The sequence below is a fragment of the Ruminiclostridium hungatei genome, from assembly GCF_002051585.1.
In the GTDB taxonomy this organism is placed as follows: domain Bacteria; phylum Bacillota; class Clostridia; order Acetivibrionales; family DSM-1351; genus Ruminiclostridium; species Ruminiclostridium hungatei.
In genome coordinates this window covers 1-15,665 of the sequence record NZ_MZGX01000001.1, presented here as the reverse complement: position 1 = coordinate 15,665, position 15,665 = coordinate 1, and the positions used below count along the sequence as shown (strand labels likewise).

General features: G+C 40.7%; 19 protein-coding genes and 2 pseudogenes. 7 read left to right on the top strand and 14 right to left on the bottom strand.

Annotated features, from left to right (window positions below):
* Positions 1-117: 117 nt before the first annotated feature.
* The 10 genes from CLHUN_RS00100 to CLHUN_RS00055 all read right to left on the bottom strand — a co-directional run bounded on the left by CLHUN_RS00100 (position 118) and on the right by CLHUN_RS00055 (position 7,446).
* Positions 118-465, bottom strand: coding sequence for a VOC family protein (locus CLHUN_RS00100; protein WP_080062530.1), 348 nt, complete (start codon positions 463-465; stop codon positions 118-120).
* Between the two features lie 420 nt (positions 466-885).
* Positions 886-1,992 carry an eCIS core domain-containing protein gene (locus CLHUN_RS00095; protein ID WP_080062529.1) on the bottom strand — a complete coding sequence of 369 codons (1,107 nt, stop codon included), beginning with the start codon at positions 1,990-1,992 and terminating at the stop codon, positions 886-888.
* A 177-nt stretch (positions 1,993-2,169) separates the two neighbouring features.
* A complete protein-coding gene (locus CLHUN_RS00090; protein WP_479692012.1) occupies positions 2,170-2,547 on the bottom strand; it encodes a sigma-70 family RNA polymerase sigma factor in 378 nt (125 codons plus the stop codon).
* Positions 2,548-2,575: 28 nt separating this feature from the next.
* Positions 2,576-4,207, bottom strand: coding sequence for a recombinase family protein (locus tag CLHUN_RS00085; RefSeq protein WP_080062527.1), 1,632 nt, complete (start codon positions 4,205-4,207; stop codon positions 2,576-2,578).
* A 135-nt stretch (positions 4,208-4,342) separates the two neighbouring features.
* The gene (locus CLHUN_RS00080) at positions 4,343-4,531 is read right to left on the bottom strand and encodes a hypothetical protein (protein WP_080062526.1); all 189 of its coding nucleotides are present in this window, start codon (positions 4,529-4,531) and stop codon (positions 4,343-4,345) included.
* 125 nt (positions 4,532-4,656) lie between these two features.
* On the bottom strand, positions 4,657-5,013 hold the full coding sequence (locus tag CLHUN_RS00075) for a sigma-70 family RNA polymerase sigma factor (RefSeq protein ID WP_080062525.1): 357 nt from the start codon (positions 5,011-5,013) through the stop codon (positions 4,657-4,659).
* A 120-nt stretch (positions 5,014-5,133) separates the two neighbouring features.
* Positions 5,134-5,496: a hypothetical protein gene (locus CLHUN_RS00070; protein ID WP_080062524.1), complete on the bottom strand. Its 363-nt coding sequence runs from the start codon at positions 5,494-5,496 to the stop codon at positions 5,134-5,136.
* Positions 5,493-5,747, bottom strand: a complete 255-nt coding sequence (locus CLHUN_RS00065) for a hypothetical protein (RefSeq protein WP_080062523.1) — start codon at positions 5,745-5,747, stop codon at positions 5,493-5,495. The genes CLHUN_RS00070 and CLHUN_RS00065 overlap by 4 nt, the downstream gene beginning before the upstream one ends.
* A 34-nt stretch (positions 5,748-5,781) precedes the next feature.
* Positions 5,782-6,858 carry an MFS transporter gene (locus CLHUN_RS00060; RefSeq protein ID WP_080062522.1) on the bottom strand — a complete coding sequence of 359 codons (1,077 nt, stop codon included), beginning with the start codon at positions 6,856-6,858 and terminating at the stop codon, positions 5,782-5,784.
* 99 nt (positions 6,859-6,957) lie between these two features.
* On the bottom strand, positions 6,958-7,446 hold the full coding sequence (locus CLHUN_RS00055; RefSeq protein WP_080062521.1) for a DUF1664 domain-containing protein: 489 nt from the start codon (positions 7,444-7,446) through the stop codon (positions 6,958-6,960).
* A 191-nt stretch (positions 7,447-7,637) separates the two neighbouring features.
* Between CLHUN_RS00055 and CLHUN_RS00050 the strand changes: the two genes are divergently transcribed.
* The 3 genes and pseudogenes from CLHUN_RS00050 to CLHUN_RS22435 form a co-directional block, all read left to right on the top strand.
* The gene (locus tag CLHUN_RS00050; RefSeq protein WP_242656396.1) at positions 7,638-7,838 is read left to right on the top strand and encodes a spore coat associated protein CotJA; all 201 of its coding nucleotides are present in this window, start codon (positions 7,638-7,640) and stop codon (positions 7,836-7,838) included.
* On the top strand, positions 7,835-8,227 hold the full coding sequence (locus tag CLHUN_RS00045) for a spore coat protein CotJB (protein ID WP_242656395.1): 393 nt from the start codon (positions 7,835-7,837) through the stop codon (positions 8,225-8,227). Before CLHUN_RS00050 ends, CLHUN_RS00045 begins: the two co-directional genes overlap by 4 nt.
* Positions 8,228-8,230: 3 nt before the next feature.
* Positions 8,231-8,329, top strand: a pseudogene (locus CLHUN_RS22435) (manganese catalase family protein); the annotation flags it as partial.
* Between the two features lie 76 nt (positions 8,330-8,405).
* Here the strand turns inward: CLHUN_RS22435 and CLHUN_RS00035 are convergent.
* Together CLHUN_RS00035 and CLHUN_RS21940 are read right to left on the bottom strand one after the other, a co-directional pair.
* Positions 8,406-10,028 carry a recombinase family protein gene (locus tag CLHUN_RS00035; protein WP_080062519.1) on the bottom strand — a complete coding sequence of 541 codons (1,623 nt, stop codon included), beginning with the start codon at positions 10,026-10,028 and terminating at the stop codon, positions 8,406-8,408.
* Positions 9,994-10,155, bottom strand: coding sequence for a hypothetical protein (locus CLHUN_RS21940; RefSeq protein WP_165755601.1), 162 nt, complete (start codon positions 10,153-10,155; stop codon positions 9,994-9,996). Before CLHUN_RS21940 ends, CLHUN_RS00035 begins: the two co-directional genes overlap by 35 nt.
* Before the next feature lie 176 nt (positions 10,156-10,331).
* Between CLHUN_RS21940 and CLHUN_RS00030 the strand changes: the two genes are divergently transcribed.
* Positions 10,332-11,597, top strand: coding sequence for a purple acid phosphatase family protein (locus tag CLHUN_RS00030; protein ID WP_080062518.1), 1,266 nt, complete (start codon positions 10,332-10,334; stop codon positions 11,595-11,597).
* A gap of 167 nt (positions 11,598-11,764) precedes the next feature.
* Here CLHUN_RS00030 and CLHUN_RS00025 read toward each other — a convergent pair whose 3' ends face one another.
* On the bottom strand, positions 11,765-12,601 hold the full coding sequence (locus CLHUN_RS00025; RefSeq protein ID WP_080062517.1) for a formylglycine-generating enzyme family protein: 837 nt from the start codon (positions 12,599-12,601) through the stop codon (positions 11,765-11,767).
* A 317-nt stretch (positions 12,602-12,918) separates the two neighbouring features.
* Positions 12,919-13,551: a glycoside hydrolase family 11 protein gene (locus tag CLHUN_RS00020; protein ID WP_080062516.1), complete on the bottom strand. Its 633-nt coding sequence runs from the start codon at positions 13,549-13,551 to the stop codon at positions 12,919-12,921.
* A 961-nt stretch (positions 13,552-14,512) separates the two neighbouring features.
* On the opposite strand from CLHUN_RS00020, the gene CLHUN_RS00015 reads away from it, so the two are divergent.
* The 3 genes and pseudogenes from CLHUN_RS00015 to CLHUN_RS00005 form a co-directional block, all read left to right on the top strand.
* Positions 14,513-14,731: a hypothetical protein gene (locus CLHUN_RS00015; protein WP_080062515.1), complete on the top strand. Its 219-nt coding sequence runs from the start codon at positions 14,513-14,515 to the stop codon at positions 14,729-14,731.
* 104 nt (positions 14,732-14,835) lie between these two features.
* The gene (locus CLHUN_RS00010) at positions 14,836-15,360 is read left to right on the top strand and encodes a manganese catalase family protein (RefSeq protein ID WP_080062514.1); all 525 of its coding nucleotides are present in this window, start codon (positions 14,836-14,838) and stop codon (positions 15,358-15,360) included.
* Positions 15,361-15,443: 83 nt separating this feature from the next.
* A pseudogene (locus CLHUN_RS00005) lies at positions 15,444-15,665 on the top strand (IS256 family transposase); the annotation flags it as partial.

Genomic DNA, 15,665 nt, shown 5'->3' with positions numbered 1-15,665 from the left:
TTTACGGCAATGGTCCCATGGATTTATTCCGTAATAATTACTGCTTTACGCCATATTGAAGCTTCACAAACTGGTTGAACCGTCTTACCTTTATAAGTTTCAAATCCCATGTAAACATCATTTAACAAGACTTCTGAAGTATATATGGTTCCCGTCAGGATCACAAAAATGCATGTTTTTTGCACCCCAGGGCTGCAGCCTCGGGGCATCAATTATATGTATCCCCAGTTCCAGCAGCCTTTCATATTCCCTGTCCACGTCCTCTACTGTAAATGCAAGGCTGATATTCTGGTTCAGATTGTTTTTTATGAATCCATTATTGTAAACGGTTAATGACACCCCATCTGCTATTATGAACTGATGTACCGCATCCCTGCACTCAGATGAAATATTCAGAATCCCTCTGTAAAAGTCAGCCAGCTTTATTACATCATTTGTCTCTATGCAAACCTCTCCAAGCTTCATTTTTTCATCCTCTATTTTTTTAATCTAAATTAACCCGTTGTGCCAGTTAATAAAGTCATTAAGAGGCAAGTTTGCAATTCACGTGAGGACGACTTTAAAGAAATGCGCCGTATGATTAGAAGCTTTTGCTGAAATTGCAGGCTTTCAGCATGCTGCTTTGGCAGTTAAATTGACAGGATGTCAATTTAAGCAGCACCCGAGGCCTGGATGGCTGAGTTGCTGCGACGGCTAAAAAAGCATGCCGAAAGGTATTACAATTTCGCCAAAAGCGTTATATACAAGCATTTATTTGAAGCTTGTCCGGGAGTGAATAGCATTTTACCATTGTTGCCATATTTTAAATTAGCACTACAGGTTAAATTAATACTATCTAGATGTTACCATAATTCAACCAGGATGGAAACCGTTGCTGTTAAGTTTTTATACAAGCGGAACATAGTGCTTGACATTATTTATAGCACCGTCGCATTTATACTCCTTGCCGCAGCCATTTGTTTCATCAGGGCAGGACGGGATATTCATTTCACTGCTGAGTACATAGATAAAGCCTTTAGCCAGGTTTGGCCTACCGGTTTTTGTATAGCCCATTGCCTGGGCTTTAATGCCTGCTTCCTGCAAATGCCTGACGGTGTAACTTTTAACCTCCCCCAATTGGAACCAATAGCTGCCGGCTTTAAGTCCGCCTTCTGCAATTTGTTGCTCAGTTGCTATTGTAAGGTGTATTTTGGTGTCATCCGGAAGGCTTCCCATTACCTCTGCCACTCTTTTCTTTTCAAATTCAGGCCGTTCCGTAATCTTAGGCTGCCGGACAGCTTTGCAATATGGACATACAGACAGGCTTTCATCCTTGACCTTTCTACCGCAGCTTTTACATTTCCAGTTCATCTGCACCGGTATTGAAGCACCAATATTTGGTTTTATGAGCTTGCTGCTGCCGGTGCTTTTCTCCTGTCTTTCCGCCTGTTCCCCTTTGCTGCTTGCTTCTGCTTCCAACCCCGGATCATTATTTATATCCATGCCGTTCATTTGAGCTGTAGGCTTGACCCTTCCCTGTGCCTGCTGCACCACATGCCAGGCTTCATGGGGCAACGACTGCTCCTGTCCGGGAGACACATGGATTTCCATGCCCCTGGTGTATGCGGCAGCTCCCACCTGCATGGGTTTTGGCGAGTTATAGGTCACCCTCACCTCACTCAAATCAAACCCGGACAGGCTTTCAACTCCCTCCTTCAATTTTTCGGGAAGGCCGGTGTTATTACCAGTCATACCCTCATTGTGTCTCAATTGCTTTTTCCTCTGCTTTCCTTCTTCCAGAAGACTTTTAGCCTTGCCGTATCCCAATGCGGCCTGTACCAATAAAAAATCTTCACCTGAAACAGTCTCAGGAGCAGATAAGAGCCTGTCTACAATTTTTTTAACCTGTAGGGCATTGCTGCCTGGCTTTTGTCCGGCTACGGCATTCTGGCGGTTCTTGCCGGCACCTTTTGAAGCTGTTTCGTTTTTTTCATTTACAAGCATTTTCTCCATGAGTAATCCACCCCTTAAAAACTCACTTCATCCTGGGGAAGCTCATTCTCCCCGGGGATGAAAGCAGTCAGTACTTAATAGTCATAATGTTTTTATCTATAATTAAGTGAAAAGAGAGTGGATTTTTACAACCTTTTCAACCGTTTAAAGCTTATTTCCCATCTGAAAAGGCTGCCATCAATGGCAGCCCTCAGGTTTAAGTTCCTTGCTCAACTTCTTTATTGCCTTTTTCTCAATCCTTGACACATACGATCTTGAAATCCCAAGCATTTTAGCTATTTCACGCTGGGTTTTACTCGTTCCGTTCAGTAAACCGTACCTCAACTCCAGAACAACCTTCTCCCGGTTTTTAAGTGTACCCTTCATTTTGCTGTACAACCGCTTTACCTGCATTTTCAGTTCGACTTCATCCACTACCGATTCGGAGTCATTGCTGATCAGGTCTATCAAGGTTATCTCGTTGCCCTCCTTGTCGATACCGATGGGATCCTGCAGGGAAACTTCGTTCTGTATTTTTTTAGATGCTCGGATTTGCATTAGAATCTCATTTGCTATGCCTTCAATGCGGAAACAAACAACATTTTCAGCCTTTTGTATTCAAATACAGCTTAAGCCCGCTGCCATCCCATTCCAGGCGGTTTATCAGACTTTTCAGTATGGACCGTTTTGCATCCACCCCCATTTGTTCCCATATTATGTGCCCAGGAGGAAACAGGCTTCCCACATACATTTCCGGAGCTTTGGCATATGCCTGGTTCTCCGCTCTTTGTAAGAGCAGGTTTTCAATGGCGTCAATGTACGTCTGTTTTTGCAGATTAAGATTTCCCAACTGCTCCAGAATAGACTTTTCAATATCCGGATTTTCCTTTTTTGCCAGAACTCTTATGAGATTCTTTATTTCAAAATCGGTGTTGAAAAGCTTTTCTTCCATCAGATGCAGTTCATCTTTTCCAGTATCACCGCCGAACCAGCTTTTCATTTCTCCAAGACACCTTTCATCAATAATGGGAGGGTATTTCTCAATTATATGCTCCAGTTCACCAATGGCCAGGCCATCCACCATATTGCCATTGGCATTTGCCATATGGCACTGAGCCTTACGGCTTTTTTCCTTGAGTTCGCATATATAATAAAATACCGGCTGGCCATTTGAGGTAAGTCTTGTACTTGCTTTAGGCCTCATCAAGCTGCCGCAGGCTGCGCACCTTAAAACACCAGACAGCAGGGCGGTGCTGCTCTTGACTTTCCTGTAGGCCTTTGATCTGTTCCTCATAAGCAGCTCCTGAGCCTCAATCCACACCTCACCGGGTACAATGCCCTCATGCTGTCCCACAGCCAGTATCCATTCGCTGCTCTTTCTGTATCTTTCAGAGGTATTGCCGTTCTGCCTGGTTTTGTTATAACCCATAAGACCACTTACACCGTTAAACTCCTCTTTATGGGAATAAATCTCATAATTGTTTGTGCTGAGATATTCATACAGCGTTTTATCAGCTATGGCATATACCGGATTAGAAAGAATGAACCTGATGGAAAATCTCCCAAATACGGCTCCGTTCCTGGTATTGATTCGGTTCTGGGCCAGATATTTCTCCACCCTGGTGATGGATTTGAAGTCCTGGTACTTGCTGAATATCAGACGGACTATGTGGGCCTCTTCGGGCACAACCACAAGTTTATAGCTTCTTGACACCCGTCCGTCTGCCTCCCTGCTGCATACCATTTCAGAAACAAAGCCGGTGGGAGTCGTACCCCCGAGCCATCTTCCGGTTTTAGACAATTGCAGCATGTTATCTCTGATTCTTTCAGCTATTGTCTCCCTTTCAAGCTGTGAAAAAACAGAGGCTATATACATCATAGCCCTGCCCATAGGTTTTGTGGTATCAAACTGCTCCTTTACAGAGACAAAACTGACCCCCAGCTTTTCCAGCCGGTCAATCAAATGAGAAAAATCCGATACGTTTCTGCTGACCCGGTCCAGCCTGTAGCAAATAATAGTTTCAAATCTCTTATTTCCTGCATCCCTGAGCATCTGCTGAAATCTGGGCCTATCGGTATTCCCTCCTGAGAACCCCTCGTCCTCGTATATTAAAAAATCCTCCTCTTTGCAATCCAGATATTTTATCCCGTGTTCCTTGCACATATTGATCTGATTTTCAACACTTTCACCCTGACCTGTATACCTGCTTTTGCGAGAATAAATGGCTACCTTCATAAAAACCCCAAATTACTAAGCTCATACTTTAGTAATATTGGGGCAGCCCGCTGATTATTACAGATTTTACAATCTTTTGTGTTGATTTGTATTATTGAATTATAATATTTTAGAATTGTATTTTTAGGAGTTGTATTATTTGCTTTTTATCCTTGCATAAATCAATATTGCTATCTCTTTTTTCTGACTGCTGCTTATATCCAGATTTTTCAAAAAACTTTTTATCAGTTTCAAGTATTCCATGCCCAGCAAGCCCCTCAGCGTATTGACCTCTTCAGTGGAATCGGGATAATGGGTATACAAGGTATAATTCCTTGCCTTCATACGACAGCTCTCCTTAAGACTACCTGCTGGTTAAATATATGCCGGTATGGCAGGTACAAATTCATTTATTATTTTTGGCAACAGGCTTTTATCCGGCCGGGTTCACAATAAATACACTGTTTCCGTTATGGAGTAATAGCATTTTCTATACACCTGGCAGCATAAGTAGCCAGTCTTGTTCCTTTGTCCATATTGAATGTGGATATAGCTTTAATCAGGCCGATAGTGCCAATGGAGATAAGATCATCACTGTCACTACCGCAGGAACCGTATTTTTTTACAATATGTGCTACAAGTCTCAGGTTTCTTTCGATTAAGATATTTCTTGCTTCCTCATTTCCGTTTCTGTAAGCCTCCACGTAGTACTGTTCCTCCTCAGAATTCAAGGGCTGAGGAAAGGAATTAACATTTGAAACGTAGCCTAGCATGAGGAATAAGTTGTTTAGACCGTCAGAGATTGCTGAAAATAGTATATCTATCAAGCAAGGCACCCCCTATTGGTTTTGAGTCACAAAGAACAGGGTTTTTCACAACTCAAAAATAGTGTACCTTTCTAATCTATGAACCCTGTTACCAAAAGATGCCAGTCCTTCATAAATATTTTAGAGGAAACTGTTGTGCTGATTCATAAGGTATAAAATCAGCAAGCCTGTTATAAAGGAAGCTGTATTCAGTATGAAGGATAGCACCAGCGCTTTTTTTACATCAAAGGCATATAGCTTTTTAATTACAAATCCTTCTATGATTACCACAGCCAGTTCTCCGGCCATCAATGAGCCAGGATACCATTGATGGCCGCAAGCCTTTTGGACTAGCAGAGTAATAAGATTCAGCGGAGGATTGGTCAATAGATTGCATAAAAAAATGCAGTATGCCAATTTTCTTGACCTGTACAGTAAAAACGCGGTAAAGCATTCTACAGACATTGACAATACTAAAGCCAGAATAAAATAAATGTATATCATTGTTCTGCTTCAGTTTTCTTTTTGATTTGCGAGTCTTTATTGTCCTCATGATCCTTTTGCGTCAAATGTACCTTTGCATTTTTGTTATCCTTCCCGGCTGATTTGTTTATCAGGACCACTGCTATAATAACAGCAGCAATTACAAGTATAACCAGCAGCAAAGGAATTCCTGCGGCCAAAGCCAGCAGAAGCCCCCCTCCTGCCACATCAAGCAGCCTGTTTTGCTGGCATATAATCATTTTTTCAAACATAATCAATCCTCCACCTTTACTATATTAATTCTTTTTAACCTTTAAGAAATTCAGAGTTCCTCCTGTCATCAAGCTTTTTATAGGGTCCCAGACTGAGAAATACGCAAAATGCCGATATTGTCATAAGTACTGCAAGAATGAAAATACTGTATTTCCCATCAAGTCTATGAAAAAATATGGGAACACTGCCTGCCAACAGAGCAAGTGTAGTTAATCCGAATGCAAACCCGGGCTGGTTTGGAAGCCTGGAAGCCACTCCCCATAATGTTAACGGCATGGTAATATTAAACATAAATAATCCTGCGCTGCACAAGAGTACATTGCTGCTGAAGCAACACAGCAGGGGAATGGATATTATCAGAGACATTGTCCCCACTGTTCGGGCACCAAATCTGTCTGCTAGAAGCCCGCCGGCAAATTTGCCGCCGAAGGCGCACAGTCCCGGTAAAACCGTCAGAAAAGTACTTGTTTTCCAGCTTATGGATAGATTCATACCGGTGAAGGAGCGTATGACAATGGAAATAAGACATAAAAATATCACGGCCCTTATATTACCTGTAATTGAGGACAGGTAACAATCAGTGCTTGGATGGGCTGATATACGGCAGTCTTTTTCCTTCCGGCAGAACAGGTATACCAGCGCACCGCATAGCAACAGTATTGCTATTAACAGAAAAGGGGGAATATTTGCTCCGGCTGCCAGTACTCCCAGCACAACTCCCACAGCTCCTGAAGATACAAATATACCGCTTCGCGCCATCCTGCCGTCTGAATAGACAAGTGAATTTATGCCTCCTCCAACATGAAAGAGAGCATTTCCTGCTGCACATACAAGCAATGCCGGCCATGGAACAAAAGATAACCTCAGGCCGATGGCAGTCATTACACAGCCTGATATTGCAATTTTCCAATGTTCAAAAGACGCCCTATCCGCAGCATATCCAATGAACGTTTGAGTTCCAAAGGCAACTGTATTATATAAAAGAAAACCGATTGCAAGTCTGGAATATCCAATACTGTGTGAAAAAGTACCTGCAAGAAAATAAAAGCATGCCAGATCAATGGAAAAATGAGAAATAGTATAGATAAGAAGAGATTTCATATGGTTCATAATATAGTCTCCCACCAGCTTTTACTGTCAGAAAATAGGATCAATATGTTTATACTACCATAATATACCTCTAATAGAAACAAAAAAGAATTAAATGGCTTACTTTACACGTTTAATAATAAACTCTTCCTGTCTGGAAACCTGAGCCTCGATACGGTCTAATCTGTCGGAATGTTGTTTATATCCGTCAAACAGAGCATTTAGCTTATTGCCGTGATCGGTTTCAATCCGGAGTACAACTTTTTTCAGGTCGGCCACCTCAGTTTCAATGTTCCCGAGCCTGCCTTCCATACTATCAAGTCTGCCTTCGATATTTTGTACCTTGCCATCGATATTTTCAATCTTGCCTTCGATGTTTTCAATCTTGCCTTCGATGTTTTCGACCTTACCATCGATATTTTCAATCTTACCTTCGATGTTTTCGACCTTACCATCGATATTTTCAATCTTACCTTCGATGTTTTCGACCTTACCATCGATATTTTCAATCTTACCTTCGATGTTTTCGACCTTTCCATTCAAACTTCCAATTTTTTCAGACAAATCGGAATACATCCGATTTAAAAGTTCATATACTTTTTCTTCCAATTGATTCCCCCCTTTTTGTAAATAATTATATCATAACATGTGAAAAGCAATAAATATATTTTTCAGTAAAACAAATAAATTCAGAATTTAATTATGAATAATATAAATATCTCAAATTTTATGTAACCCCACATATTTAAAACTCATATCCTGAATATATAAGCATATAACGATTAGGAAAGGAGAAATATATGACGGAAATAGACAATCTATATAGTGAATACAGTGATTCGTATGAGCGAAAATCAAAATGCAGCAATATGGTTGTTGGCATGGCATATGTTCCTGAGCAGGAATGGGAAACACCCTATGAAGTCCTCGGCGGTCTCAATAGGGGTACATTATTCCCCAGCCTGGATAAACCCTTCTTTGGAGGAGGTAAAAGGTTGTGAATAATAATTTGAGTGGCAACGTAAAAAGTCACATGAACAGTAATCTGAACAGCAATTTGAACAGTAATTTGGACAATTCCAGTAATTTAAGCAATTTGTCAGATTCAAATGCCAACGCTATGCTTAAGCTGTCTGACCGTGACAAGATGTTGATGCTTGTACAGGCCTACGAATTTGCACTTGTAGAAGTCGGCCTGTTCCTCGATACGCATCCCAACGATCGTACGGCTCTGGCATATTTCAAACAATACAGGGAATTAAAGCACCAGGCGGTATCAGAATACACCAGAAGATTTGGTCCCATTACTATGGATCATATGGATAATGACTTATCTTCATGGCAATGGATTGACAATCCGTGGCCGTGGGAAACAGGAAGTGAGGGATGATAAATGTGGGTTTATGAAAAGAAATTGCAGTATCCGGTTAAAATAGCACGTCCAAATGCCAAACTGGCAAAGGTTATAATATCTCAACTGGGTGGACCGGATTTCATGTTTTTCCAGTTACAGCCTGTCCTTCAACACGTCCCGGCTGCTATTGGCTGATTCTAACAACATATTGAGCCTATTCCTCAAAGGTATATTGAAATGTCAAATTATAGTCATCACATATTGTAATTCTTTTTATTAATTTTCTAACCAGCTCTTCCTTGAATTCATAATCCATATTGCCAATATTATGAATAAGGCTCTTGACTTTCTCCCTTATTTCAAGGTAAGGCTCCTCTTTGCTGTCCGCTGTCTGAAGTTTTCGCTCAAGCTCACGAAGCCTGCTGTTCAGTCCGCATTTTTGCGTCCTCAGTTCACTTAATCTGCTTCCATACTCCTCCAGGGTAATTGCCTCTGCTTCGAAAGCCAACTGCTGTTTTTTTACTGCTGAATTTATGTTTTCAAGCCTGTCTTTTAAAATCTCACATTCTCTTTTTTCTTTTTCAAGATTTAAATCATAAATATACCTTTTACGCAGGACTATTTCATCTATCATATTATCTTTAAGAAATAATTCCTGTATGGCCTTAATTATCATATTGTCTACCCTGTCCATCCTGAAATGCGATATTTTGTTTTTGCACATACCGTCAATCTTCCTGTCAAAATAATAAAAGTAATAGTCTTCATCCGTCCTGTCCGCCTTTGCTTTGTTCCTGGCATTATTTTTTGGTATTTTGCCTCCAAACAGCTTGTTTCCGCAGGAGGAACAGTAAAGCAACCCTGAGAGTAAATATTTTCTGGTGCAGCTCCATTCCTTTTTTTCTTTTTCTCTTCTTCCCTGAATAATTTGCTGAATACGTTCAAACTTTTCAACGGATATTAGGGCCGGATGGGTATTTTCGCGTACTATCCACTGTTCTCGGGGCCTTACCATTCTTTTCGCCCTTCCCGCGCCATCTCTGACGGTTAACGTAACATTATACATGCTTATTCCCAGATATACCGGATTGGTCAGAATATTCATCACCGCATTGGTTGTCCAATTATCACCTCCCCGGCTTGTTTTGACTCCCATGGAATTCAGCAGCTTGCATATTTTCAGTCTGCCCCAGCCCTCAAGAAACTTATTTACAATCAAGCTATAAACCTCTGACGTGTCGGTGTTTACATCCAAATGCTGGCCATCCCGTGACAGTTTATAGCCAAGAGCGGGTTTTGAAACATTGGTTTTTCCTTCATTTGCCTTAATCATCTGTGTGATTTTAACCCTGGAACTGGTTGTCTTTCTTTCCTTTTGTGCAAGGCCCGCATGGATTACCAGTAAAAATTCATCGTCATCGGTCCGGCTGTCATAACCCTCTTTAATTGAAATAAAAAAAGCCCCTTGCGCAGCAAGGCTTCTTTTTAATTCAATAATATCCATAATATCACGTGAAGTTCTTGAAATCTCCTTGCACACAACTCCTTTGATCCTGCCTTGGGAAATGTCATTTTTCAGCCTGGACATTTCATTTCTCAGGTAGCTGTAGGCCCCGGTTTTAACATCGATATAAAAGTCGGCTATTTTATATTTATTTATACCTGCCCACTCAGCTATGTATTTTTTTTGATTTTCAACAGATGTCAACTGGCTATCCTTTTTTGTTGAAATTCTGATATATCCGCCCACGTTCAGATTGGTTTCCTTTAAAGTTTCTCTTACATCACTGTATTCTTCAAGATTATTTGCTTGTACCAGTGGCGGAAGATAATCCATCGACCTTTTCCCCTTTCAAAGAATTACCAGAAACACTAACGGCACCAGCGCTTTTTTGCACAGATTGTTCCAGCACCTTTCTTATGAGCATCTCAACTGCTTCACCCAATACATCCTCTTTAGCCATATTTTCACCTCATATAAAGATAATATGAGCGGCATAAAAAAAATGTGATTTATAATTCTGCAAGCTTACAATGAATTTACATGTAATTAATAGCAGTATAATATACACAAACTATATTATACTTATAATTTTCTTATATTTACATTTTTACTATTTAATTACAGGAGGATGGATTAATGAAAAAGAATGCCAAATTATATCGTATTACTTCACTAACGGTAGTTTTAGTCATCTTGCTGACCTTGCTACCAGCCCGGGCAGCAGCTTATAACGCACAAAACATCGCATTGACTCCGGGGAAGGATATATCGGAACTGAATCTTTCCTGGTACTCCGCATCAAAAACTTCAAGCCTTGTACAAATTGCGCCAAAAGCCTCAATGTCAGGTTCCGATTTCCCCGTTGATTCGGCAAGTACCTTCTACTGCAAATCCAATACTGCGGCCTCCGGCTATTACAGCAACAAAGCAACCATCACTTCTCTATATCCGTCTTCAGAATATGTATACCGCCTTGGAGATGGTAATGGAAACTGGAGTTCCAATTATTTCTATTCTGTGGGTTCCAGTACACAGTTTGGTTTCCTTGCATTCGGGGACCCTCAGATCGGGGCAGGCAGTCTGTCTGCGGATACTTCAGGCTGGAATGACACCATAACAAAATCCGCTGCCCGATTTTCCAACGCCTCCTTTATTATGACAGTGGGAGACGAGGTCAATACCAATAACAGCGAAGCCCAATACAACGGCTTTTTTTCACCGCCGGCGCTAACCAGCCTCCCTGTCGCACCAGCTCTGGGCAACCATGATAACGGCGCTTCAAATTACGGTTATCATTTTAATCTTCCAAACCTTTCAAGCAGCTATGGAATTACTTCACCAGGTTCTGCAGATTATTACTTCACTTATGGCAATACACTTTTCATGGTGCTCAATACAAACAACAGCAGTGGAAGCACTCATCAGGCCTTTGTAAAGAAAGCCGTTGAAGCCAGCCCAGGTGTAAAGTGGAAAATAGTAATGTTCCATCATGATATTTACGGTTCCGGTAGTCACGCTTTAGAGTCTTCAATAATAAATCTCAGAAATGCACTTTATCCCACATTCGACAATTCCGGCGTAGATATTGTAATTACAGGACATGACCATTCCTACACCAGGACCCATGTTATGAAAGGCAACGTACCCCAATTGTCCCAGACATATGATTCAAACGGAGCTCTGTCAAATCCTTCAGGTACTGTCTACTTTACACTGAATTCCGCATCTGGAAGCAAATATTACGGAATAAACACAACTCCGGCAAGCTATGCTGCTGTCAGATCACAGCTTGAAGTTCCTACCTTCTCATATATAAGTATAAATGGCAGCAACCTGTCATTTGATACTTACAGAACAGATACCATGACAAAAGTCGACAGCTTTTCAATAGTCAAAAACTAGCACTACAATAAGAATTATTTTGGATTTGGCGGCACACAAAAGTGGTGCCGTCTACATATACAAGCTGTAGGCGGCACCACTTTTATGTGATTTATATTATCTGATTTATATTATTTGATTTATATTCTTCTGCTTTATTCTTAATAATTATAAAAACCATATACAGTCTAGTTGTGGCACACTCTAAAGCCCTGATCGTAGCCCTTGCTGTATGCTTCATAGTTGCCGCGGTAGATTGACTCACAAGCCTGATCGTCCCCCAGCCAGCCGCCGCCCCTCCAAACCCTGACAGCTCCGCTGCTGCCGTTTAATTCATCTCCATACCAGTCCCAGCACCATTCCCTTACATTGCCCGACATATCATACAAACCTAATTCGTTGGGCTTTTTTTCACCTACAGCTTTTGTTTTATTTTTGTTGCCTTCAATATTCGGCCAACTCCAGTCTCCTGTTAAATATTTGTCTCCGGAATTTCTCCAATACCATGCAACCTCGTCAGCTTTGTCACCGCCGCTGTATGTATAGCTCCGGCTCTTCTGGCCTCCTCCGGCGGCGTATTCCCATTCGGCCTCTGTGGGGAGACGATAGCCGTCAGCTCCCGGGTTGAAGGTTACGGTCCATTTTATTTCATCACTTTCATTAACATTATTGGGATCTTTATTGTCCTTGTCGATTATGTAGTAGGGTTCAAGCCCCTCCTTGGCGCTCCGTTTATTGCAGTATTCAATGCAATCATACCAGCTTACCATTTCAACCGGCTGGTTATCTCCCTTGAATTCAGAGGGGTTATTTCCCATCACCGCACTCCACTCTTTCTGAGTCACCTCATATTTGCCCATATAGAAATCAGATACTTTTACTTTTTGTCCGTATAGATTGGACTTTTTGTTTACAAAAGCCCCGCCTTTGACCAATATAAAGTTACCATCGGCCTTTTCTTCCTGAGAACAGGCACTGACCGCAAGCATAGCTGCAATTATAAGTAAAATTAAAATTTTTTTCATTTATATGTCTCCTCTATTCTTAAAAAGTAATAGGCCAGCATTGGCATAAAATCGTCTCTGCATTGCTGAAGGCCGTTTTCCTCACGGAAACGGCCTCATACATTGAGACTGTTGCTATTCAGATAGGATATGATACGTTCTTTCGTTGACCTATCCTATCTGAATTCAATATTCAAGTAGTATGTAGGTAAGATTTTTGTGAATTCCATAAGATTGCCTGCTATGAAACGGCAAATCTTATAATATTTAATGATTAAAGACTTATCAACTATTCCTGCACGGGCTTACCCCGTCAGACTCCTGCCTGCAGGCGCTTATTACCAAACAGTTACGTTAGCGCTTCCGCTGCTCTGGTAACCTTCAACACACAATGCCTGGTATGACCAACTGCTTCCAAGATTCATTCCCTTGCTTTTCCATGCATTAACATGGTTGCTGAATGTAATTGCTACATTGCTTCCTGTTGCTCTCTTTGACTGTCTTACACTCCAGTACTGAGTGAAAGTCTTTGTTCCGTCAATAGAAGGCGCATTAACTCTTTGAGTTGTGTATATATCATAAGTGCCGCCATCGCTGGATACAGAACCCTTATATGTTCCTGTAGGTCTGTAAGTACCCCAACTGTCAACAATATAATATTCTATAAGAGCGTTTCTAGTCCATCCATAGAAAGTCAAATATCCATTACCGGATGGTGCAAATTGGCCGGCATTGTAGTTACACACTCTTGATGCATTTCCTGAACCCCAACCTTTACCAACAACAAAGTTTCCACAGTTTTGCCAGGTAACGCTGAAATTTCCGCCAGATCCATTGGTAGCTCGTACTGTTCCACCACCATCAGTCCAATTCTGCCAGTAATCGGTAGCTGCGTATGATGGCAAAGCAAACAAGCTAGTTAAACTCATTGAAACTGCCAAAAATAATCCAAATAATTTTTTCTTAAACATAATACTCCTCCTAAAATGTTTAAATTTTCATAATCTCTTACCTACATACTACTTGAATATTTAGTGAATTTCGCTTTAACTCCCTTCCCATTAAGCTACCCGCTGCTATTTTGCTCACACAACCAGCATACACCTCCCCCAACAAGACTTATTTAATAAAGGCCATGTACAAGCATAAAAATCATACATATAATTAAATGCTCATAATTGTAACATTATGGCTTTATTGTTAAAATATTGAAGTATAAGCCCGAACTTTAAGCATGCAAAAATGCAAACGAAAAATATCATAAGCTTGTGAACAAAACAATAAATATTTACATAAACCTATTGAATTATCAGCCAAAGCATTAAATACCATAACTCCACAGAAAACAACAGTCCTGTTGAGCGGAAGTTTCACGTAGAATCAATTAAGCTTTTTTATCTTTAGCCTGTCCAAAGCTTTCGGTACCCGGTTCAGTTTTCGGGTAAATAATCTTTCAAAAATATGTGGATGGTTGTAAAACAGAATATGCTACTGCATCGAAAGAGAGTATATAAAGTGAAATAATCCAGTGCCGCCATGCCGGAGTTATTTTCTCCCGGCGGGTTTGATATATACACCAGTCACATGTATGCTTACATCATAACGCATAGATTTGACCTTGTAAATTACCAAATTACGGTATTATATAGGACATTTTTTACATGCTTGCATGCTTTTTCAAGTAAAACTTTTCTGATTCCCCCCCATTATTATGGACTCATTATGTTTTCCTTTTGTTTTCTACTGAAATATATCTGTATACCCTGCGTAATATGTAAAGTAATATATTTCTATTAATTTTAAAGGCTTGCAAAATATTGTTGGATTTGCATGTCCTTCATTATCCTTGTTTACATAATTTATATTATAGGTAACTACATTCAACTCTCTACATAGTATATAATATAAATCTGTATAAAAGGAGTTTCTATAATGCTGAGTTCTTTTCCCAAAGAGGTCTTATTCTGCTGTGAAAAAGATGACCCATTGACTATATTCTATGAGCAGATGGATGGTATGGATGGAATGCACGGCATGTACAGCATGCGCAGTATGGACTGCATGCATAACATTACCGGAATGCATGACATAAGTGATTGTCAGTCGTTTCGTAATAATGCCCCACGGCATTCAACCCACTATAGCTTCTGATTTCACTCAGAGCGCAGCAAGGAAATGGGCTTGGCAATATAAAGCCCATTTTATATTGCCCGGTCATAAATTCTTGCCTTCATTGTGCCACTAACTAGAAAAAACTGAAAACCGGCGGGCCTGATGGAGAGCTTGCAGCATCCCTCCGCTATCTTAGTCAAAGATACACCATGCCCTATAAGGAAGCCAAAGGTGTGTTGACAGATATAGGCACCGAAGAATTAGCTCATATGGAAATAATATCCGCAATAATTTACCAGCTTACGAAGGATTTAACCATAGAAGAAATCAAAAGCAGCGGCTTTGACACATATTTTGTTGACCATACGCTTGCATTATATCCGGTAGCCGCATCAGGCACACCCTTTACCGCTACTTATTTCCAGTCCAAGGGTGATCCCATAACCGATCTTATGGAAGATTTGGCTGCAGAACAAAAAGCAAGAACAACCTATGATAATATTTTAAGATTGGCCGATGATCCGGATGTTAAAGATCCCATCAAGTTTCTGCGTGAAAGAGAGATAGTTCACTTCCAGAGATTCGGAGAGACTTTGGGGGTTGTCCAGGAAAATCTTGATTCAAAAAATTATTATGCTTTCAACCCTGCCTTTGACAACAGGCAATAGCATTTAAAACCAGGTATGAGACTGCGAGAAATTTTCTGTAAAAGCCTTCTGTGATAGAATAAAACACAGGAGGCTTTTAAATTATGGGAAGACCGAGAAAAACACCTGGGATGAGTGAAGGAAAGCAGAATATCATAAGACAACTTCTGCAAGAGTATGACATTCAAAGTGCAGAAGATATTCAAAATGCCCTGAAGGATCTGCTTGGAGGAACGATCCAGAATATGCTGGAAAGTGAGCTGGATGAGCAGATGGAGCAGGAACAATTGGAAGACCCCGAATACACCGACATGAGGAATGGATAC

Excerpts from the sequence above, each read along its gene's own strand:
- CLHUN_RS00100 (WP_080062530.1), bottom strand. The coding sequence starts at position 465 with ATGAAGCTTGGAGAGGTTTGCATAGAGACAAATGATGTAATAAAGCTG.
- CLHUN_RS00095 (WP_080062529.1), bottom strand. The coding sequence starts at position 1,992 with ATGGAGAAAATGCTTGTAAATGAAAAAAACGAAACAGCTTCAAAAGGT.
- CLHUN_RS00085 (WP_080062527.1), bottom strand. The coding sequence starts at position 4,207 with ATGAAGGTAGCCATTTATTCTCGCAAAAGCAGGTATACAGGTCAGGGT.
- CLHUN_RS00080 (WP_080062526.1), bottom strand. The coding sequence starts at position 4,531 with ATGAAGGCAAGGAATTATACCTTGTATACCCATTATCCCGATTCCACT.
- CLHUN_RS00070 (WP_080062524.1), bottom strand. The coding sequence starts at position 5,496 with ATGATATACATTTATTTTATTCTGGCTTTAGTATTGTCAATGTCTGTA.
- CLHUN_RS00065 (WP_080062523.1), bottom strand. The coding sequence starts at position 5,747 with ATGTTTGAAAAAATGATTATATGCCAGCAAAACAGGCTGCTTGATGTG.
- CLHUN_RS00060 (WP_080062522.1), bottom strand. The coding sequence starts at position 6,858 with ATGAACCATATGAAATCTCTTCTTATCTATACTATTTCTCATTTTTCC.
- CLHUN_RS00050 (WP_242656396.1), top strand. The coding sequence starts at position 7,638 with ATGACGGAAATAGACAATCTATATAGTGAATACAGTGATTCGTATGAG.
- CLHUN_RS00035 (WP_080062519.1), bottom strand. The coding sequence starts at position 10,028 with ATGGATTATCTTCCGCCACTGGTACAAGCAAATAATCTTGAAGAATAC.
- CLHUN_RS21940 (WP_165755601.1), bottom strand. The coding sequence starts at position 10,155 with ATGGCTAAAGAGGATGTATTGGGTGAAGCAGTTGAGATGCTCATAAGA.
- CLHUN_RS00030 (WP_080062518.1), top strand. The coding sequence starts at position 10,332 with ATGAAAAAGAATGCCAAATTATATCGTATTACTTCACTAACGGTAGTT.
- CLHUN_RS00025 (WP_080062517.1), bottom strand. The coding sequence starts at position 12,601 with ATGAAAAAAATTTTAATTTTACTTATAATTGCAGCTATGCTTGCGGTC.
- CLHUN_RS00020 (WP_080062516.1), bottom strand. The coding sequence starts at position 13,551 with ATGTTTAAGAAAAAATTATTTGGATTATTTTTGGCAGTTTCAATGAGT.
- CLHUN_RS00015 (WP_080062515.1), top strand. The coding sequence starts at position 14,513 with ATGCTGAGTTCTTTTCCCAAAGAGGTCTTATTCTGCTGTGAAAAAGAT.